The organism is Streptomyces sp. NPDC079167 (genome assembly GCF_040686735.1).
Lineage (GTDB): Bacteria > Actinomycetota > Actinomycetes > Streptomycetales > Streptomycetaceae > Streptomyces.
The window spans coordinates 20,606-41,177 of the sequence record NZ_JBFBLO010000007.1 but is presented as its reverse complement, the minus strand read 5'-3'; the positions used below and the strand labels follow the sequence as shown (position 1 = coordinate 41,177).

The window sequence follows — 20,572 nt, the reverse complement described above, 5'->3', positions numbered from 1 at the left end:
GGGGGGTCCTTTCGCGACATGGTTCGCCTTCACCATAGAGTCAATACCGACCACCTGGTAAGTATCTCCGGGGTCCAATCTCCGGGGCCGGACCTGTGGGCGGTTGAATGGGTGTCCGATCGGTCGCGTGAGTGTCCGACGGACCGAAGAGCCGGCCTGACCGATGGCCGGCGGACCGGGAGAGTGGCGAGTGCCGGCCGAAGCACCGCGCGGCTACGCGAAGGGCCGCGCCAAGCGGCGCGAGATCCTCGATCAGGCCATGGCCCTGTTCGGCGAGGCGGGTTACCGGGGGGCGTCGCTGCGGGTGATCGCGGCCCGCAGCGGAATCTCGCACACCGGCCTGCTGCATCACTTCCCGACCAAGGAGGCGCTGCTGCTCGCCGTGCTGGAACACCGTGACGAGGTGGACGACGTATGGCTCTCGCTCGGCGGCACCACCGGCGTGGAAAGACTGCGGCGCTTCACCGAGCTGGCCGAGCGGAACGCCGGGCGGCGCGGGATCGTCGAACTCTTCTCGGTGGTCTCCACCGAGGCGACGGCCGCCGACCACCCCGCCCACCGCTACTTCGTCCGCCGATACGAGAACTCGGTCGCGGGCGCACAGCTCACCTACGAGCAGGTGCGCCTGGAAGGCGCGTTGCGGCCCGGCATCGCCCCGGCCGCGGCGGGCCGGCAGCTGATCGCGCTGATGGACGGGCTCCAGGTGCAGTGGCTGCTCAGCGACTGCGCCACGGACATGGCGGGCGTCCTGCGCGCGCACATCGAGGCGCAGCTCACCGTGGAGTTCTGAGGCCCGGCCGCGCGGTCCGGCGGGCGCCGCCGTCTCAGATAGTAGGAAGTCCGAGTATCTGTAGAGACAGATGGCCCGAGCTGTCCTAGCTTTGTAGAAGCCGAACGAATCGCTGATCCAGCGACCGGCGTGTGTGAGCGTGCCCCGAGCAGGCAATCCCTGCGGCAGCTCCCCGCCCTGCCGGCGCCTCGAAATCCCGATCTCGATATCCGTCGTGCGAAGTCCCGATCTCGAAATCCACGCGATCTCAAGGAGTCGATCCCTCATGGCCGAGACCACTGTCCGCCGCGTCCGTCACAGCACCCGCTCCGCCGAGTCGGAGCGCAAGAACGCCGCCGCCGCCCTGCAGCGTGCCCTCGACCGCCGGGACAACGGCGGGTCGACCGGCCACTGAGGTCCTGGTCCCGCCCCGTGGCGTCCGTCCCTCGCACGGGACACCCGCTGTCCGCATCATGGACGCCGAATGTCATGGGGTGGGACGGAAGCTAGGGTGCCTGTATGTCTCGCAGCATCGATCTCGCAGTGATCCCCGGCGACGGTATCGGCCAGGAGGTCGTCACCCAGGGCCTCAAGGTTCTCAACGCTGTTCTCCCGCAGGATGTGAAGCTGGAGACCAAGGAGTACGACCTCGGCGCCCAGCGATGGCACCGCACCGGTGAGACCCTTCCCGACGCGGAGCTCGAGGCCCTCAAGGGCCACGACGCCATCCTGCTCGGCGCCATCGGCGACCCGTCCGTGCCGTCGGGCGTGCTGGAGCGTGGACTGCTGCTGAAGCTCCGCTTCGCCTTCGACCACTTCATCAACCTGCGGCCGTCGAAGCTCTTCCCGAACACCGCCACCCCGCTGGCGGGCCGCCCCGAGATCGACTTCGTCGTCGTCCGCGAGGGCACCGAGGGCCCGTACACGGGCAACGGCGGTTCCCTGCGCACGGGCACGGAGCACGAGGTCGCCACCGAGGTCAGCGTCAACACCGCCTACGGCGTCGAGCGCGTCGTGCGTGACGCCTTCGCGCGTGCCGCGGCCCGCCCGCGCAAGAAGCTGACGCTGGTCCACAAGAACAACGTCCTCGTGCACGCCGGCCACCTGTGGAAGAACACCTTCGACAAGGTCGCGGCCGAGTTCCCCGAGGTCACCACCGACTACCTGCACGTCGACGCCGCGACGATCTTCTTCGTCACCCAGCCGGAGCGCTTCGACGTCATCGTCACCGACAACCTCTTCGGCGACATCCTCACCGACCTGGCCGCAGCCGTGACCGGCGGCATCGGCCTGGCCGCGTCCGGCAACATCAACCCGACGGGCGCCTTCCCGTCCATGTTCGAGCCGGTGCACGGCACCGCGCCCGACATCGCGGGCCAGGGCAAGGCCGACCCGACGGCCACGATCCTCTCCGTCGCCCTCCTGCTGCGCCACCTCGGCTACGAGGCCGAGGCCGTGCGCATCGAGGAGGCCGTCTCCGCCGACCTCGCGGAGCGTGACGGAAAGAACGCACGTACCACCGACGAGATCGGCGACGCGCTCGCGGTACGCGTAGCGAGCTGACCCGACGACTCCACTTCGAAGCCGCCGGGTCGCAACCGCACCCGGCGGCTTCTTCTCGCGGTCCCCGGGTGCCACCATCGACCCCAGGACCGCGTTTTCGCGTCGCGTGAACGTCACCGTGAGCTTCACCGCAATCACATCATTTCGTGCACAGCCGCCCCCGGGAGATAATCGAACGCGGGACCGCGGCACGCGGTAGAGCTCGGACGTCCTACAACCTGCCCGGCCGCCGCCGGGCGGGATCGGGCGTGAGCGCGGTCCATCACACACAAGACCGGTGAAGGACACGCACTCATGACGACGCCCACGATCGAGCTCAAGCCCTCCTCGCACCCGCTGTCCGACGCGGAGCGCGAGGCGGCGATGGCCAACCCCGGGTTCGGCCGGCACTTCACCGACCACATGGTGACGATCAGCTGGACCGAGGGCCGCGGCTGGCACGACGCGCAGCTCGTGCCGTACGGCCCGCTGTCGCTCGACCCGGCCAACATGACCCTGCACTACGGGCAGGAGATCTTCGAGGGACTCAAGGCCTACCGGCAGCCCGACGGCTCGGTCGCCACCTTCCGGCCCGAGGCCAACGCCGCCCGCTTCCAGCGGTCCGCCGCCCGCATGGCGATGCCGGAACTGCCCGTCGAGACCTTCATCGAAGCCTGTGACGTCCTGGTCCAGCAGGACCAGGCATGGGTCCCGCCGCACGGTGGCGAGGAGTCCCTCTACCTGCGCCCGTTCATGATCGCCGCCGAGGTGGGGCTCGGGGTCCGCCCGGCCAACGAGTACCTCTTCGTCGTCATCGCCTCTCCCGCCGGCGCCTACTTCCCCGGCGGCGTGCAGCCGGTCTCGATCTGGCTCTCCCAGGACCGGGTGCGCGCCGTTCCCGGCGGCGTGGGCGACGCGAAGACCGGCGGCAACTACGCCGCCTCCCTCCTCGCCCAGGCCGAGGCGGCGGAGCAGGGCTGCGACCAGGTCGCGTACCTCGACGCGGTCGAGCACAAGTGGGTCGAGGAGCTCGGCGGCATGAACCTCTACTTCGTCTACGGGCAGGAGGACGGCGGCAAGCGGATCGTCACCCCCTCCCTCACCGGTTCGCTGCTCGCCGGGATCACCCGCGACTCCCTCCTCACCGTCGCCCGTGACCTCGGTTACGCCTCCGAGGAAGCCCGCGTCTCCATCGACCAGTGGCGCGCGGACACCGAGAACGGCACCCTCACCGAGGTCTTCGCCTGCGGCACCGCAGCCGTCATCACGCCCGTCGGCACCGTGAAGTCCGCGGGCGGCGAGTGGACCCAGGGCGACGGCACCCCCGGCGAGGTCACCATGAAGCTGCGGGACCGCCTGCTGGACATCCAGCGCGGCACCGCCGAGGACACCCACGGCTGGATGCACAAGCTCGGCTAGCCACCCGCCGTACCCCCGAAGGCCGCGCCCCCACCCCGGGTCGCGGCCTTCGTCGTGGTGCAGGTCGTTGGGAAGTTGCGGACCGATCGCGGGTGCTTCTGTCCGTTTCCTCCGTCCGTTACTTCCCAACGAGCGGCGGAGCGGAGCGAGGGGGGCGGGGGTCGGGGGACGGGGGGTTTGAGTGTTGCTCAAAGGCTGGTTAGAGTGCTGCTCCAACCAGGAGGTGCCGTGACGTGCGACTGACCCCGACCGAACGTGACCGGTTGCTGCTCTTCGGCGCGGCCGAGCTGGCCAGGGCCCGGCGCGCCCGTGGTCTGCGGCTCAACGTCCCCGAAGCGACCGCTCTGATCGCGGACACCGTCTGCGAGGCGGCCAGGGACGGACGGAGGCTGGCCGAGGCGATCGAGGCCGCCCGCGCCGTGCTGGGGCCGGACGACGTACTGCCTGGCGTGGCAGACGTGGTCACCGAGGTGCAGGTGGAGGCCGTGTTCGACGACGGTTCCCGGCTCGCCGTCGTCAGCGATCCCCTCGACGGCGGGACGCTCGGCGACGACGCCCCCGGCGCGCTCCTCCCGGGGCCCACGACGCCCGAGCCGGAGCCCGCCGTGCGGATCGCCGTCCGTAACACCGCGACGGTCCCGGTCAGTGTCACGTCCCACTTCCACTTCTTCGAGGCCAACCCCCGGCTCGACTTCGACCGGGCGGCGGCGTACGGGATGCGGCTGTGCGTGCCGGCCGGGTCCTCGGTCCGCTTCGGTCCGGGGGAGAGCGCCGAGGCGGCCCTCGTGCCGATCGGCGGCGACCGGGTCGCGATCGGCTTCGCCGGGCTCGTCGACGGACCGCTGGACGCGCCGGGCGCCAAGGAGGAGGCGCTGCGCAGAGCGGCCGCCTGCGGCTACCTCGGAACGGGGGAGGGGGAGTGATGGACCCGTACGCATACGCCTCCGCGCACGGACCGCGCGCCGGGGACCGGGTCAGGCTCGGTGACTCCGGGCTGACCGTGCGCGTGGAGTCCGACGCCCAGAAGCAGGGCGACGAGTTCCTCGCCGGCTTCGGCAAGACGGCCCGCGACGGCCTGCACCTCAAGGCCGCCGCAGTCCGGGAGACCTGTGACGTCGTCATCAGCAACGTCCTGGTCATCGACGCCGTGCTCGGTATCCGGAAGGTGTCGATCGGCATCCGGGAGGGCCGTATCGCCGCGATCGGACGGGCCGGGAACCCGGACACCCTCGACGGGGTCGACGTGGTGGTCGGCACCGGTACGACGATCGTCTCCGGCGAGGGGCTGATCGCGACGGCAGGCGCCGTGGACCCTCATGTCCATCTGCTCTCCCCGCGGATCATGGAGGCGTCCCTGGCCTCGGGCGTCACCACGATCATCGGCCAGGAGTTCGGCCCTGTCTGGGGCGTGGGCGTCAACTCCCCGTGGGCCCTGCGCCACGCCTTCAGCGCCTTCGACGCCTGGCCCGTCAACATCGGCTTCCTGGGCCGGGGTTCGTCCTCCCACGAGGCGCCGCTGGTCGAGGCGCTCGCCGAGGGAGGCGCCTGCGGCTTCAAGGTCCACGAGGACATGGGCGCCCACACCCGCGCCCTGGACACCGCGCTGCGGGTCGCGGAGGAGTACGACGTCCAGGTCGCCCTGCACAGCGACGGGCTGAACGAGTGCCTGTCCGTCGAGGACACCCTGAGCGTGCTGGAAGGCCGCACGATCCACGCCTTCCACATCGAGGGCTGCGGCGGCGGACACGTGCCCAACGTGCTGAAGATGGCCGGGGTCCCCAACGTCATCGGGTCCTCCACCAACCCGACGCTCCCCTTCGGCCGGGACGCGGTCGCCGAGCACTACGGGATGATCGTCTCCGTCCACGACCTCAAGACCGACCTCCCCGGCGACGCGGCGATGGCCCGCGACCGGATCAGGGCGGGCACGATGGGTGCCGAGGACGTGCTCCACGACCTGGGCGCCATCGGGATCACCTCCTCCGACGCGCAGGGCATGGGCCGGGCCGGCGAGACCGTACGCCGCACCTTCGCCATGGCCGCGAAGATGAAGGCCGAGCTCGGCCCGATGGAGGGTGACGGCCCCGGCGACGACAACGCGCGGGTGCTGCGCTACATCGCCAAGCTCACCGTCAACCCGGCCATCGCCCACGGACTGTCGCACGAGGTCGGCTCCATCGAGCCGGGGAAGCTCGCCGACATCGTCCTCTGGCGCCCCGAGTTCTTCGGCGCGAAGCCCCAGCTGGTGTTGAAGTCCGGCTTCCCCGCCTACGGAGTCACGGGCGACCCCAACGCGGCCACGGACACCTGTGAACCCCTCGTCCTGGGGCCGCAGTTCGGCGCCTACGGGGCCACGGCCGCCGACCTCTCCGTCGCCTTCGTCGCCGAGGCCGCCACCCAGCTGGGCGCCGACCTCATGCCCACCCGCCGCCGCAGGGTCGCGGTCCGGGGCACACGCGGGATCGGCCCCGCGGACCTGCGCCTCAACTCCCGTACCGGCCACGTCGGAGTCGACGGCGAGACCGGCCTGGTCACCCTCGACGGCGACCCGCTGCGCTCACCGGCCGCCGACTCCGTCTCCCTCAACCGCCTCTACTTCCTCTAGGGACCCGCCATGACCTTCCGCATGCCGCCCGAGTGGGCCCCCCACGAGCGCACCTGGATGGCCTGGCCGGGCCCCAACCCCACCTTCGCCACCGGAGCCGAGCTCGAAGAGGCCCGCCGGGCCTGGGCCGGCGTCGCCCGAGCCGTACGCCGCTTCGAACCCGTCACCGTGATCGTCGGGCCGGGCCAGGAGGACAGCGCCCGGGAGCTCCTCGGCCCGGACATCGAGACGGCCGTACGCCCTCTCGACGACGCCTGGATGCGCGACATCGGCCCCACGTTCGTCACCGACGGCCGGCAACTCGCGGCCGTGGACTGGACGTTCAACGGCTGGGGCGCGCAGGGGTGGGCCCGCTGGGAGCACGACCGGCACATCGCGCGGGCAGTCGCCGACCTCGCCGGCGTCCCCGTGCACAGCTCGCCCCTGGTCAACGAGGGCGGCGCGATCCACGTGGACGGCGAAGGCACCGTGCTGCTCACCGAGACCGTCCAGCTCGGCAAGGAGCGCAACCCCGGCTGGACCCGGCAGGCCGTCGAGGACGAGATCCACGCACGCCTCGGCACCGAGAAGGCGATCTGGCTGCCCCGGGGCCTGGCCGGGGACTACGGGACGTACGGCACCCTCGGCCATGTCGACATCGTCGCCGCCTTCGCCCGCCCCGGTGTCGTCGTCGCCCACGTCCAGCCGGACCCCTCCCACCCGGACCACGCGGTCACCCGGGAGACCGTACGGATCCTGCGGGCCGCGACCGACGCCCGGGGCCGCCGGCTGGAGGTCGTGGAGGTCCTCGCGCCCACGGCGCTCACCGACGACGAGGGCGGGTGGGTGGACTACTCCTACATCAACCACTACCTCTGCAACGGCGGAGTGGTCCTCTGCGCGTTCGACGACCCGAGGGACGAAGAAGCGGCGGCCGTCTTCGGCGACCTCTTCCCCGGCCGTACGGTGACACCCGTCGACGCCCGTACGATCTTTGCCGGTGGTGGAGGCATCCACTGCATCACGCAGCAACAGCCCAGGATCTGAAACCGTGCCCAGTACCCCGCGCCGTCGCAGTCGCAACATCGCCCCGCCCCGGGAGGACGTGCTCGCCGCCGTCATGGCCACCGTCGCCGAGCGCGGACTCGACGGCCTCACCATGGCGGGGCTCGGCCGCGAGGTGCGGATGAGCAGCGGCCACCTCCTCTACTACTTCCGCACCAAGGACGAGCTGCTTCTCCAGACACTGGAGTGGAGCGAGGCACGGCTCGGCGCCGAGCGCCGGGCCCTGCTCACCGGCCCAGGCACCGCACGCGAGCGGCTCGACGCCTACATCGCGCTGTACGTCCCCGACGGCCACCGCGACCCGCACTGGACGCTCTGGCTGGAGGTCTGGAACCGCTCGCAGGACGCCGACGACGACGCCCGCGCCCGGCAGGCCGCCATCGAGGACGCCTGGCACCGCGACCTCACGGAGCTGCTGGCCGACGGCATCACGCGCGGCGAGTTCCGCGCCGTCGACACCGACCGGGCCGCCACCCGCCTGCGGGCCCTGCTGGACGGCTTCAGCGTCCATGTCACCGTGGGCATCCCCGGTACCGGGCGGGAGCAGGTCCTGGACCAGATGCGCGGCTATGCGGACGAGACGCTCACGCCTCCCGGCCCGGCCGCGCCTGCGACGGACATCACGCCCGCATCCTGAGACGGGCCGGGACGCGGGAGCGCCGCTGTGCCAGACTGCGGGCGTGTCCTCGTTCGCCATGATTATCGGCAGCAGGCGCGCCGGTCCGCAGTGACCGTCCCGTACCACCACGTACGGAACGGACATCGTGCCCCAGACCCGCGCGCAGACCTCTCGCACCCGCGAGGGGTTTTTTCGTTTTCCGGCCCACACCACGGCCGGGGCGAGGCACGCGAGATGATGGGGGCAAGTGGAGCCGATTCGTCCGGATCCGCTCACCCGACAGGAGTCAGATCAGCATGACCACCAAGGCCACGGCCCCCGACGACGCCTTCCATGTCTTCGACACCACCCTGCGCGACGGTGCGCAGCGTGAAGGCATCAACCTGACGGTCGCGGACAAGCTGACCATTGCCCGGCATCTGGACGACTTCGGCGTGGGCTTCATCGAGGGCGGCTGGCCCGGCGCGAACCCCCGCGACACCGAGTTCTTCGCCCGCGCCCAGCAGGAGATCGACTTCGAGCACGCCCAGCTCGTCGCCTTCGGCGCCACCCGCAGGGCCGGCGGCAAGGCAGCCGAGGACCCGCAGGTGCAGGCGCTCCTGGACTCCGGCGCCCCGGTGATCACGCTGGTCGCCAAGTCGCACGACCGGCATGTGGAACTGGCCCTGCGCACCACCCTGGACGAGAACCTTGAGATGGTCCGCGACACCGTCAGCCACCTCCGGGAGCAGGGCCGCCGGGTCTTCGTCGACTGCGAGCACTTCTTCGACGGCTACCGCGCGAACCCGGAGTACGCCAAGGCGGTCGTGCGCACCGCCCACGAGGCCGGCGCCGACGTCGTCATCCTCTGCGACACCAACGGCGGGATGCTCCCCGCCCAGGTCCAGGCCGTCGTCTCCACCGTCCTCGCCGACACCGGCGCCCGGCTCGGCATCCACGCCCAGGACGACACGGGCTGCGCGGTCGCCAACACCCTGGCCGCCGTCGACGCCGGCGCCACCCATGTGCAGTGCACCGCCAACGGCTACGGAGAGCGGGTCGGCAACGCCAACCTCTTCCCCGTCGTCGCCGCGCTGGAGCTCAAGTACGGCAAGACCGTCCTGCACGAGGGCGCGCTCGCCGAGATGACCCGCATCTCCCACGCCATCGCCGAGGTCGTCAACCTCACGCCCTCCACCCACCAGCCGTACGTCGGTGTCTCCGCCTTCGCGCACAAGGCCGGGCTGCACGCCTCCGCGATCAAGGTCGACCCCGACCTCTACCAGCACATCGACCCGGAGCGCGTCGGCAACACCATGCGGATGCTGGTCTCCGACATGGCGGGCCGCGCCTCCATCGAGCTCAAGGGCAAGGAGCTCGGCATCGACCTGGGAGGCGACCGCGCACTCGTCCAGCGGGTCGTCGAGCGGGTCAAGGAGCGGGAGCTCAAGGGCTACACCTACGAGGCGGCCGACGCCTCCTTCGAACTGCTGCTGCGTTCGGAGGTCGACGGCAGGCCCCGCCGCTACTTCCGCACCGAGTCCTGGCGGGCCATCGTCGAGGACCGCCCCGACGGCACCCACGCCAACGAGGCGACCGTGAAGCTCTGGGCCAAGGGCGAGCGCATCGTCGCCACCGCCGAGGGCAACGGCCCGGTCAACGCCCTGGACCGGGCGCTCCGCGTAGGCCTGGAACGCATCTACCCGCAGCTCGCCAAGCTGGAGCTGATCGACTACAAGGTCCGCATCCTGGAAGGCCGCACGGGCACCGAATCCACCACCCGGGTGCTGATCACGACGGGTGACGGAACCGGTGACTGGGCGACGGTCGGCGTGGCCGAGAACGTCATCGCCGCGTCCTGGCAGGCCCTTGAGGACGCGTACACGTACGGCCTGCTGCGCGCGGGCGTCGAGCCGACCGACTGAGCGACCCCGCGTGCCGCCCGTCCCCGCCGGGGACGGGCGGCACGCGTGTGAGCGGGCCTGGAGCAGGGCCCGTTACCGGAGCCGCCACTTCTGGTTCGCGGCTCCCGTGCAGGTCCAGATCTGGACGCGGGCGCCGTTCGCCGTGGACTGGTCGGTCACGTCCAGGCACTTGTCCGCCGCCGTGTTGACGACGTCCCCCGTCCCGGCGTCGTACCGCCAGCGTTGCGCGCCCGTCCCGTTGCAGGTGTACAGCTGGACCTTTGCTCCGTTCGCCGTGGAGCCCCCGGTGACGTCCAGGCAGGCGCCGAGCACCGTGATGCTTCCGTCGCCGCTGACCGTCCAGCGCTGGTTGGCCGCGCCGTTGCAGGACCAAATCTGGACGGGGGTGCCGTCGGCTCCGGTGCTGCCCGTGGCGTCCAGGCACTTCCCGCCGGTGCCCGCGAGGGCGCCGCTGCTGCCCGAGGAGCCCGACTGGGTTCCCGACCAGGTGAAAGTCGCCGAGGTGCGGCCGGGCAGGGAGTACGTGAACTTCTGCCCGCCCCAGTTGACCGTGAGCTGCTGGGCCGACGAGGAGCCGTTGTAGGCGATCAGGGCCTTGGAGCCGTCCGGGTTGCGCCAGGCCACGTTGGGTACGGCGGAGCTCGCGGTGGAGTCGATGCGGGAGGCGCCGGGCCGGACGTACTTCGTGAGGTGGCCCATCGTGTAGTACTCGACCGTGTAGTCGACCTGCCCGTGCCTGCCGTCCCCGTTGTGCACCGTGACCAGCCCGTCGCAGGTGCCGCAGCCGCCGTTGTGCGGGCCGCGGTTCTGGTCCACGGCCAGCGACCACTTGGTCACCGACTTCGCCCAGTTGCGGGTGTAGTCGATGATGTTCAGCATGTCCTCGCGCTGCTGGTCGGCGATCCACGTACCGCCCGAGTGCTCGGTCTGGAAGGCGTCCAGACCGGGGTACTTGTCGTGCACCGCGGTCTGCTTGGCGATGTCACCGCCGTACCCGTGCCAGGCGATCCCGCCGAAGTTCGGGTGGCTGCGCACCGCCGCGTCGTCGACCGTCGGGGCGGCGTACGCGTCGTAGGTGTCCCAGTTCCAGTCGTGGGCCAGCACCTTGGTGGGGAGCCCCGCGCCCTGAAGCTTCGGCAGCAGCTCGCTCTTGGTGAAGTACGCGAGGCCCGAGCCGTTCCAGCTCATCGACGGATAGCCGGAGCAGCAGGTCGGCTCGTTCTGCGCGGTGACGTAGTCGACCGGGACGCCCTGGTCCTTCCACGCCTGGAGGTACTTCACGAAGTAGTCGGCGTACGTGCCGTAGTTCTCGGCCTTCAGCCACCCGCCGTTGAGCTGCCCGCTGTCCTTCATCCAGGCCGGCGCCGTCCACGGGGAGGCGACCGTCGTCAGCGCCGGGTTGAGCTGCCGGGCCTGCTTGGTGAGCGGCAGGACGTCCTGGAGATCGTGTGCGATCGAGAACTTCGTGAGGCCGGGGTCGGTCTGCCCGGCCGGCAGGTCGTCGTACGTGTAACCGAACCGCGCCAGGTCCGAACCGCCCATCGGATTGCGTACGAACGACAGCCCGATGCCCTCCGTGGGGGAGAAGAGCTTCTTCATCGTCTCGTCGCGGGTCGCCTGGCTCAGCGCGCCGCTGCCCTTCATCAGCCAGGCCGCGGTATCCGTGAACGAGGCCCCGCCGCCGGTGAACGTCTGGTAGCGGGTGTTCTCGTCGACGGTGATGTTCGTGCCGGAGCCGCCGTTGCCGGCGCCGAAGGAGGCCGGCGTCTGCGCCTGGAGACCCCGGGTGACATGCCGGCCGCCGGAGTCGTCCGTGGTGGTCAGCACGATGTTCACGGTCTCGCCCGCGGCCTGGGCGGTGCCGGAGGAGAGCCCGGCCAGTCCCGCGGTCGCGAGCGCCGTCGCGACGAGGACGCTCGCCGCTCTGCTTGTCCGAATCATGGGCTGCTGCCTTTCTCGGCAGGGGCGTGGGGAATTGCCGTCGAACGAGCCGTGAGTGAACTGCTCTTACGTGTTCGCGTCAAGAGCTTCATTCGTTCAACAAATGAACGGAAGCTCTCCTGGACCTGCTTCGATCATCGGTACGGACCAATCTCGGTGTGAAGTATTGACGACCCTGTTCCGGCGCGGTTAACTCCAGCCGCAACGCCGGTACCGGTTCCGGTACCGGTTACGGAACCGGTACCGAATTCCGTGCCACCCCCTGTCCTGCCTTGTCCCTGGAGGCCCCGTTGCGCGTCACCATCGCCGATGTCGCCCGTGAGGCCGGCGTCAGCAAGACGACCGTCTCGCGGGTCATCAACCTCAAGGGCGAAGTGGACGGTTCGACCGCCGCCCGCGTTCGTGAAGTGATCGCGGACCTCGGCTACGTACCCAGCTCCGGCGCCGTCGGGCTGGCACGCGGACGCAGTCGTACGGTCGGGCTGCTGGTGCCCTCGTTCACCTGGCCCTGGATGGGTGAGGTGCTCCAGGGGATCGTCGACACGGTCGAGGCCGCCGACTACGGGCTCCTGCTCTTCACGTGCACCCGGGGCGCGCGGTCCGTCGAGCGCTTCACCACCCAGGTGTCGGCACGCGCCTTCGACGGACTCGTCGTCGTCGAACCGGAGAACACGCTCGACCAGCTCACCGCACTGCACCGCTCCGGTCTGCCGATCGTCCTGATCGACGACCGGGGCCACCACCCGGAATTCCCCTCCGTCGTGACCACCAACCACGAAGGAGGCGCGTCCGTCGCCCGCCATCTGCGGGACGGAGGGCGCACCAGACCGCTGGTCGTCACCGGCCCGCGCCACTTCGGCTGTGTCCGGGACCGGCTCGCGGGCTTCCGCTCGGTCCTGCCCGCCGAGCTGGTCGTGGACGGGGACTTCACCGAGCGCCGTGGCCGTCTCGCCGTGGAGGAACTCCTGGCGGCCGGCACGGAGTTCGACTCCGTCTTCGCCCACAACGACATCTCCGCGGCCGGGGTCCTGCGGGCCCTGAGAGCCGCCGGCCGCCGCGTCCCCGACGACATCGCGGTGGTCGGCTTCGACGACATCCCGATGGCCGAGCACACCGAACCACCGCTGACCACCGTGCATCAGCCCACGCGGCAGATGGGCGAGGCGGCGGCGAGCCTGCTGCTCTCCCACCTCGGCGGCACCGCCGTACCGGACGGACCGGTCGTGCTGCCCACCGAACTGGTCGTGCGCCACTCGGCGCCGTAACGGACCCGGTCCCGCCGGTCACCCGTCCGTATCCCCGAACCAGCCGCACCCGCCTCACCCGCACCCCGCGCGTCCAGCGCTGCCACCACCGCCGGATCTCCCAGACCCGCAGTCCTCCTGGAGTCGCCATGTCCGTACGCCGTCGTCACACCCTGAGAGCGCTCTCAGCCGCCACCGCCGTGGTCGCGCTCGCCGCCGGCTGCTCGTCCGCCAACTCGGGTGCCAACAAGGGAGGCGGTGCCGGCGCGTCCGGCGTCCTGACCCTCGGCAAGCCGGACGGGCCGCAGACGAACAACAGCAACCCGTTCCTCGCGACGTCGGCGGGCGCCACCCTCGGCTACCGCTTCATGATCTACGAGCCGCTGGTCATGACGAACCTGATCCGCCCCACCGACAAGGGGGACCCGTGGCTGGCGACCGCGTGGGACTGGGAGGCCAACTTCACCAAGGTCACCTTCACCCTGGACGAGCGGGCCAAGTGGGCCGACGGCAAGCCGCTGACCGCCGAGGACGTCGCGTTCACCTTCGAGCTGCTGAAGAAGCACCCGGCACTCAACGGCAACGGCATCCCGTATGACGGCATCACCGTCGAGGGCAAGAAGGTCGTCCTGACCTTCAAGGAATCCCAGTTCGTCAACCAGAACAAGATCATCACGACGTTCGTCGTGCCCAAGCACATCTGGGAGAAGGTCGAGAACCCGGAGACCTGGCCCAACCGCACCCCGGTCGGCTCCGGCCCGTACAAGCTGAAGACCTTCACCCCGCAGACCACCACCCTGACCGCCACGCCCACCTACTGGAAGGGCGAGACCAAGGTCAAGGAGCTGCGCTACAGCACGTACAACGACAACAGCGCCGCGACCACGGCCCTGGCCAACGGCAAGCTCGAGTGGTCGTTCGTCTTCATGCCGAACTACAAGCAGCTGTACGTCGCCAAGGACCCGAAGAACCACAAGCTCTGGTTCCCCTCCGGGCTCGGCATCCACGGCCTGTGGTTCAACACCGCCCGCAAGCCGTTCGACAACCCGGCGCTGCGCAAGGCGATGGCCATGGTCGTCGACCGCAACGCGATCCACGTACAGGCGCAGGCGACCCTCTACCCGGAGATCACCAACCCGACCGGCATCCCCCTGCCCGCCGGCGAGAAGTTCCTCGCCCCGGAGTACAGGAGCGCCACCACGAAGCCCGACGTCGACGGCGCCAAGGCGCTCCTCAAGGACGCCGGGTTCCAGCTCAGCGGCGGTGTCCTCAAGGACCCGAGCGGGAAGCCGGTGGAGCTGACCTTCACCGACCCGGCCGGCTGGAACGACTACATCACCGGGCTCTCGATCATCAAGGACAACATCAAGCAGCTCGGCATCGAGGCCAAGGTCAAGACGCAGACCGCCGAGGCCTGGACCAACGACGTCGCCGCCGGCAACTTCGACGCCACCCTGCACTGGACCAACAGCGGCGCCACTCCGTACGACATGTACCAGAACATCATGGACGGGGCGATCCTCCAGCCCATCGGCAAGCCCTCCCAGCTCGGCAACTTCGGCCGCTTCAAGAGCCCCGAGGCCACCGCCGCCCTGAAGGAGTACGCCAACGCCACGGACGACCCCACGCGCACCAAGGCCATGAACGCCCTCCAGAAGATCATGGTCGAGCAGGCGCCGCTCATCCCGACCGCCGCGGCCCCCATCGGTGCCGAGTACTCCACGAAGAACTGGGTGGGCTGGCCGACCGAGAAGGACCAGTACGCAGCCCCGCAGCACACCCAGCCGGACGCGCTGGAAGTCGTGCTGAACCTGAAGCCCGCCAAGTAGTCACGGGGAAGAACCGGCCATGACCACCGAACAGTCCGCAGACGTGCGCACCGAGACCGATGTGGTGCTCGAAGCACGCGGAGTCACCAAGCACTTCCCCGTACGGCGCACGGCGGGCGACCTCGTCGCCCGCAGACGCCGCACCGTCCACGCCGTCGACGACGTCTCGCTGAAGCTCCGGCGCGGCACCGTCACGGCCCTGGTGGGGGAGTCGGGCTCCGGAAAGTCCACCGTCGCACGGCTGCTCGCCCAGCTGTACCCGCTCACCGCGGGCGAGATCCAGCTGGGCGGCACGACGGTGAAGGCCGGGCGTGGCCGGTCCTTCCGCAGATACGTCAAGCAGGTCCAGCTGATCTTCCAGGACCCGTTCGCCTCGCTCAACCCGGTGCACACCGTGCGCTACCACCTGACCCGCGCCCTGAAGATCCACGGACGGGCCGGGAGCGGGGACGCGGAGCTGGAGACGAACCTGGCGGCCCTGCTGGAACGCGTCCAGCTGACTCCTCCTCACCAGTTCCTCGACAAGTTCCCGCACGAGCTGTCCGGAGGGCAGCGCCAGCGCGTCGCGATAGCGCGCGCGCTCGGCGCCGACCCTCAGGTGCTGCTCGCCGACGAACCGGTCTCGATGCTCGACGTGTCGATCCGGCTCGGCGTCCTCAACCTGCTGCGCGACCTCAAGGAACGCCTGCACCTCGCGATCCTCTACATCACCCACGACATCGCGTCCGCCCGCTACTTCGCCGACACCACCCTGGTGATGTACGCGGGCCGCATCGTCGAGGGCGGCGACAGCGAGCAGGTCACCCAGCACCCCGCGCACCCCTACACCCAGCTGCTGATCGCCTCCGCGCCCGACCCCGACCGGGTGGCGGACGAGGGGGCGCAGGAGGAGACCGGGAGCGGCGAACCGCCCTCCCTGATCGCCCCGCCCGACGGCTGCCGCTTCCACCCCCGCTGCCCGAAGGCCATGGAGCGCTGCCGCACCGAACTGCCGCCCCGCTTCGACCTGGCGGACGGCCAGTGGGCCGCCTGCTGGCTGTACGACGGCACGACCGCCGAGGGAGCAGCGAAGTGAAGTACATCCTCCAGCGGATCGCCTTCTACGCGGTCACCGCGTGGGCCGCCATCACCATCAACTTCCTGATCCCGCGCATGATGCCGGGTGATCCTGTCGACGCCCTGATGAGCCGCTACCAGGGGCAGCTCGACACCACCGCCATCGCCTCGCTGAAGGCGCTGTTCGGTCTCGACGAGAACCAGTCGATCTGGGCGCAGTACACCGACTACTGGTCGCATCTCCTCGACGGCGACCTCGGACTGTCCTTCACCTTCTTCCCGACGCCGGTCGGCGAGGTGATCTCCCAGTCGCTGCCCTGGACGCTCGCCCTGGTCGGCATCACCACCCTGATCAGCTTCCTGCTCGGCACCGGCATCGGCGTCTACAGCGGCTGGCGGCGCGGCTCCTGGCTGGACGGGCTGCTGCCCGTGACCACCTTCATCTCGGCCATCCCGTACTTCTGGCTCGGCCTGATCGCCATCGCCCTGTTCGCGGTGAAGTGGCAGATCTTCCCGGCCGCCGGAGGGTACGACAACTCCCTGATCCCGGCCTTCGACTGGCCGTTCGTCTCCAGCGCGCTCTACCACGGGGTGCTCCCCGGGGTGACGATCGTGCTCAGCGCCATCGCCGGCTGGATCCTCGGGATGCGCAACATGATGGTGACCGTCTCCTCCGAGGACTACGTCATGGTGGCGCAGGCCAAGGGGCTGTCCGAGCGGCGCGTGATGTTCTCCTACGCCGCGCGCAACGCCGTCCTGCCCAACATCTCCGGCTTCGCCCTCTCGCTGGGCTTCATCGTCGGCGGCACCCTGCTGGTCGAGATGGTCTTCTCCTACCCGGGCATCGGCTACCAGCTGTTCCAGGCCGTCGGAGCCAAGGACTACCCGCTGATGCAGGGCGTCTTCCTGATCATCACGCTCTCCGTCCTCGCCGCGAACCTGCTGGCCGACATGGCCTACGCCCTCCTCGACCCCCGTACCCGCAAGGAGGCGTGACGCCGATGTCCGTCACCACCACCACCGACGTCGTCGTCAGCGACGCCGTCCCCGCCGCCTCCCGGGCCAGATTCCGCTTCCTGCGGGGCGGGAAGACCCGCACCGGGCTGCTCATCCTCGCCTTCTTCGTCATCCTCGCCGTGGCGGGCCCCTGGCTCGCCCCGTACGACCCGGACGCGATGAGCGACCAGCTGCTGCAGCCTCCGTCCTCCGAGCACTGGTTCGGCACGACCCAGACCGGGCAGGACGTCCTCTCGCAGATCCTCGTCGGCACCCGCGGGGTGCTGCTCGTCGGATTCCTCGCCGGCATCCTGGCGACCGTGCTGTCCGTGCTCATCGGGGTCAGCGCGGGATTCCTCGGCGGCGCCGCCGACGAGATCCTCTCGATGCTCTCCAACATCTTCCTCGTCATCCCCGGCCTGCCGCTGATCATCATCATCGCGAGCTTCGTCGAGGACACCGGCGACATGCTCATCGCCTCCGTCATCGCCCTCACCTCCTGGGCCTGGGGCGCGCGCGTCCTGCGCGCCCAGACCCTGTCGCTGCGGCGCCGCGACTACGTGGAGGCGGCGCGGGCCACCGGCGAGTCCACATGGCGGATCATCCTCTTCGAGGTCATGCCGAACCTCACGGCCGTCATCGCGTCCGGGTTCGTCGGCACCGTCATCTTCGCCGTCCTCTCGGAGATCACGCTCGCCTTCATCGGCGTCGCCGACATCTCCCACTGGAACTGGGGCACCGTGCTCTTCTGGGCCCAGTCCAACCAGGCCCTGGCCCAGGGCGCCTGGTGGTGGTTCGTTCCCGCCGGGCTGTGCATCGCCCTGCTGGGCACCGCCCTCTCGCTCATCAACTTCGGCATCGACGAGTTCGTCAACCCGCGCCTGCGCACCGCGACGGGCTCCTCCCGGAAGGTCCGGATGCGCGTCGGCTTCACCCCCGTGGCCCGGACCTCCGCGCCCGAGGGGACCGCGCCCGGCTTCACCCCGGTGGCCCGCACCGCCGAGCCCGCCGCACCCGGGCCGTCCGCCGCACCCGAGTCGCCAGGTACGCCCGGAACGCCCGAGTCGCCCGGAACGCCCAGCAAGGAGCACAGCGCATGACCGCCGAGCCGATCCTCACCATCAGCGGCCTGAACGTCGACTACGGCACCGGCGCGAACGGCGTCCGCGCCCTGAGGGACATCGACCTCACCCTGCACCGCGGCGAAGTCCTCGGCCTGGCGGGCGAGTCCGGCTCGGGCAAGTCCACCCTCGCCTACGCCGTCACCCGGCTGCTCTCCCCGCCCGGGGTGATCACCGGCGGCGACGTCCACTACCACCGGCCCGGCGGCGGCGAGGCCGTCGACCTCCTCTCCCTCACCCCGGACGAGCTGCGCGCCTTCCGCTGGCAGGAGCTGTCGATCGTGTTCCAGGGGGCGATGAACTCGCTGAACCCCGTGCACACCGTCCACAGCCAGCTCACCGACGTGCTCACCGCGCACCGCCCCGGCATGCGGGCCGCCGAGCGGACCGCGCGGGCCGAGGAGCTGCTGGGCCTCGTCGGCATCTCCGCCGACCGGCTCGCCGCCTACCCGCACCAGCTCTCCGGCGGCATGCGCCAGCGTGTGATGATCGCGATGGCGCTCGCGCTGGAACCCGAGATCGTCATCATGGACGAGCCCACCACCGCGCTCGATGTCGTGATGCAGCGTCAGATTCTTCGCAAGCTGGTGGAGTTGCGGGAGCGCCTCTCCTTCTCCGTCGTGTTCATCACCCACGACATCTCGCTGCTGATCGAGTTCTCCGACCGCATCGCGATCATGTACGGCGGCCGGATCGTGGAGCAGGCCGGCGCGGCCGAGATATACCGCGACCCCCGCCACCCCTACAGCGACGGCCTGCTGCACTCCTTCCCCGCGCTGCACGGCCCCCGCCGCGAGCTCACCGGCATCCCGGGCTCGCCCCCGCACCTCTCCGCGATGCCCGCCGGCTGCGCCTTCCACCCCCGCTGCGGCAAGGCCTTCGAGCCGTGCGCCGTGCGGGTGCCGGTGCTGGCCCCGCCGGACGCCGGCCAGGACCGCGAGGTCGCCTGCTGGCTGCACCACTGACCGACCGCACGACGCCCACCACCCACAGCAGAACCGGAGTCCCAAGACCCATGAATCCCGTCACGCCCCGCAGCAGCCTGCAGCCCGCCGCCGTCCAGGGACTCCCTGCCGACTTCCGCTGGGGCGTGGCCACCTCCTCGTACCAGATCGAGGGGGCGGCCTCGGAGGACGGCCGCACCCCGTCCATCTGGGACACCTTCTGCCGGGTGCCGGGCGCCGTGCACAACGCGGAGCACGGCGACGTGGCCTGCGACCACTACCACCGGATGCCCGAGGACGTCGAGCTGATCGCGGGCCTCGGGGTCGACACGTACCGCTTCTCGCTGGCCTGGCCGCGCATCCAGCCGGGTGGCCGCGGCCCCGCCAACGCCAAGGGCCTCGACTTCTACAAGCGGCTGGCCGACGAGCTCCGGGGGCGCGGCGTCACCCCCTGGATCACCCTCTACCACTGGGACCTGCCGCAGGAGCTGGAGGACGCCGGCGGCTGGCCGGCCCGCGACACCGCCCTGCGCTTCGCGGAGTACGCCATGCTCGCGTACGAGGCGCTCGGCGACCGCGTCGAGCACTGGACGACCCTGAACGAGCCGTGGTGCTCGGCGATGCTCGGATACGCCTACGGGGCCCACGCCCCCGGCCGCACCGACATGGGCGACGCCGTGAGCGCCGTCCACCACCTGCTGCTCGGCCACGGGCTCGCCGCCCGGCAGATGCGCGAGGCGGCGGGCAGCAGCCCGCTGGAGCTCGGCATCACCCTCAACCTCGGCACCGCCACCCCGGAGACCGACAGCGAGGCCGACCGGGAGGCCTGTCGCCGCGCCGACGGCATGGGCACCCGCCTCTACCTCGACCCGATCGTCCACGGCAGCTACCCGCAGGACGTCGTCGAGGACCTCGCCGCCCAGGGCATCGAGCTGCCCGTCCAGGACGGCGACCTGGCCGCCATCGCGACCCCCCTCGACGTCCTCGGAGTCAACTTCTACCGCGGCGCCCTGTTCTCCGGAGTGACCGAGGACGGTTCACCGACCGACGCCGACGGCCTCCCCGTCGTCCGCGGGGTGGAGCGCGACCTGCCCCGCACCGCCATGGACTGGGAGATCACCCCCACCGAGCTCACCGACCTGCTGCTGCGGCTCCAGCGCGACTACGCGCTGCCGACCGTCATCACCGAGAACGGGGCGGCCTTCGACGACACCGTCGCCGACGACGGCTCCGTGCCCGACACCGACCGCACCGCCTACCTCGCCGACCACATCACCGCCGTGGCCGAGGCCCGCGCGCAGGGCGCCGACGTCCGCGGCTATTTCGCCTGGTCGCTGATGGACAACTTCGAGTGGGCCTACGGGTACGACAAGCGGTTCGGCATCGTCCGCGTCGACTACGACACACAGCTGCGGACGCTCAAGGACAGCGCCAAGTGGTACCGCGACACGATCCGCCTCACCCGCGACGGCCGGCCCGACACCGGACAGTAGCCCGCCGCAGCAGTCCACCGCCCGCACCGTCACCGGAGTAGGGAAG

Annotated in this window: 16 protein-coding genes and 1 pseudogene; 16 read left to right on the top strand and 1 reads right to left on the bottom strand. The window is 70.5% G+C overall.

Going from position 1 to position 20,572, the window contains the following annotated elements:
• Positions 1-190 precede the first annotated feature (190 nt).
• From AB0P41_RS16490 to cimA, 9 genes are all read left to right on the top strand, one after another.
• Positions 191-790 (top strand): TetR family transcriptional regulator, encoded by a 600-nt coding sequence (locus AB0P41_RS16490; protein ID WP_356711351.1) that lies wholly within the window; start codon positions 191-193, stop codon positions 788-790.
• A gap of 265 nt (positions 791-1,055) precedes the next feature.
• Positions 1,056-1,184, top strand: a complete 129-nt coding sequence (locus tag AB0P41_RS16485) for a hypothetical protein (protein WP_356711349.1) — start codon at positions 1,056-1,058, stop codon at positions 1,182-1,184.
• Positions 1,185-1,288: 104 nt separating this feature from the next.
• A complete protein-coding gene (locus tag AB0P41_RS16480) occupies positions 1,289-2,332 on the top strand; it encodes a 3-isopropylmalate dehydrogenase (protein ID WP_356711347.1) in 1,044 nt (347 codons plus the stop codon).
• A 294-nt stretch (positions 2,333-2,626) separates the two neighbouring features.
• Positions 2,627-3,730: a branched-chain amino acid aminotransferase gene (locus AB0P41_RS16475; RefSeq protein WP_356711345.1), complete on the top strand. Its 1,104-nt coding sequence runs from the start codon at positions 2,627-2,629 to the stop codon at positions 3,728-3,730.
• Positions 3,731-3,963: 233 nt separating this feature from the next.
• Positions 3,964-4,653 (top strand): urease subunit gamma, encoded by a 690-nt coding sequence (ureA, locus tag AB0P41_RS16470; RefSeq protein ID WP_365932593.1) that lies wholly within the window; start codon positions 3,964-3,966, stop codon positions 4,651-4,653.
• A complete protein-coding gene (locus AB0P41_RS16465; RefSeq protein ID WP_356711341.1) occupies positions 4,653-6,335 on the top strand; it encodes an urease subunit alpha in 1,683 nt (560 codons plus the stop codon). Before ureA ends, AB0P41_RS16465 begins: the two co-directional genes overlap by 1 nt.
• Before the next feature lie 9 nt (positions 6,336-6,344).
• A complete protein-coding gene (locus tag AB0P41_RS16460) occupies positions 6,345-7,361 on the top strand; it encodes an agmatine deiminase family protein (RefSeq protein ID WP_356711339.1) in 1,017 nt (338 codons plus the stop codon).
• 4 nt (positions 7,362-7,365) lie between these two features.
• A complete protein-coding gene (locus AB0P41_RS16455) occupies positions 7,366-8,016 on the top strand; it encodes a TetR/AcrR family transcriptional regulator (RefSeq protein WP_365932591.1) in 651 nt (216 codons plus the stop codon).
• A 278-nt stretch (positions 8,017-8,294) separates the two neighbouring features.
• Positions 8,295-9,902 (top strand): citramalate synthase, encoded by a 1,608-nt coding sequence (gene cimA, locus AB0P41_RS16450; RefSeq protein WP_356711335.1) that lies wholly within the window; start codon positions 8,295-8,297, stop codon positions 9,900-9,902.
• 72 nt (positions 9,903-9,974) lie between these two features.
• On the opposite strand, the gene AB0P41_RS16445 is transcribed toward cimA, so the two are convergent.
• The gene (locus AB0P41_RS16445) at positions 9,975-11,843 is read right to left on the bottom strand and encodes a ricin-type beta-trefoil lectin domain protein (protein ID WP_365932589.1); all 1,869 of its coding nucleotides are present in this window, start codon (positions 11,841-11,843) and stop codon (positions 9,975-9,977) included.
• A 290-nt stretch (positions 11,844-12,133) separates the two neighbouring features.
• Here AB0P41_RS16445 and AB0P41_RS16440 point away from each other — a divergent pair, with 290 nt between their 5' ends.
• From AB0P41_RS16440 to AB0P41_RS16410, 7 genes and pseudogenes are all read left to right on the top strand, one after another.
• Complete coding sequence (locus AB0P41_RS16440; RefSeq protein ID WP_365932587.1) at positions 12,134-13,108, top strand: LacI family DNA-binding transcriptional regulator; 975 nt, start codon at positions 12,134-12,136, stop codon at positions 13,106-13,108.
• Positions 13,109-13,236: 128 nt separating this feature from the next.
• Entirely contained in the window at positions 13,237-14,916 is a 1,680-nt protein-coding gene (locus AB0P41_RS16435) for an ABC transporter substrate-binding protein (RefSeq protein ID WP_356711329.1), read from the top strand.
• 19 nt (positions 14,917-14,935) lie between these two features.
• A complete protein-coding gene (locus tag AB0P41_RS16430) occupies positions 14,936-15,991 on the top strand; it encodes an ABC transporter ATP-binding protein (protein ID WP_356711327.1) in 1,056 nt (351 codons plus the stop codon).
• On the top strand, positions 15,988-16,968 hold the full coding sequence (locus AB0P41_RS16425; RefSeq protein WP_356711325.1) for an ABC transporter permease: 981 nt from the start codon (positions 15,988-15,990) through the stop codon (positions 16,966-16,968). Before AB0P41_RS16430 ends, AB0P41_RS16425 begins: the two co-directional genes overlap by 4 nt.
• A 5-nt stretch (positions 16,969-16,973) precedes the next feature.
• Positions 16,974-17,915: pseudogene (locus AB0P41_RS16420) on the top strand (ABC transporter permease); the annotation flags it as partial.
• Between the two features lie 149 nt (positions 17,916-18,064).
• Entirely contained in the window at positions 18,065-19,054 is a 990-nt protein-coding gene (locus tag AB0P41_RS16415) for an ABC transporter ATP-binding protein (protein ID WP_356711321.1), read from the top strand.
• 50 nt (positions 19,055-19,104) lie between these two features.
• Positions 19,105-20,526, top strand: a complete 1,422-nt coding sequence (locus AB0P41_RS16410) for a GH1 family beta-glucosidase (protein WP_356711319.1) — start codon at positions 19,105-19,107, stop codon at positions 20,524-20,526.
• Positions 20,527-20,572: the final 46 nt, after the last annotated feature.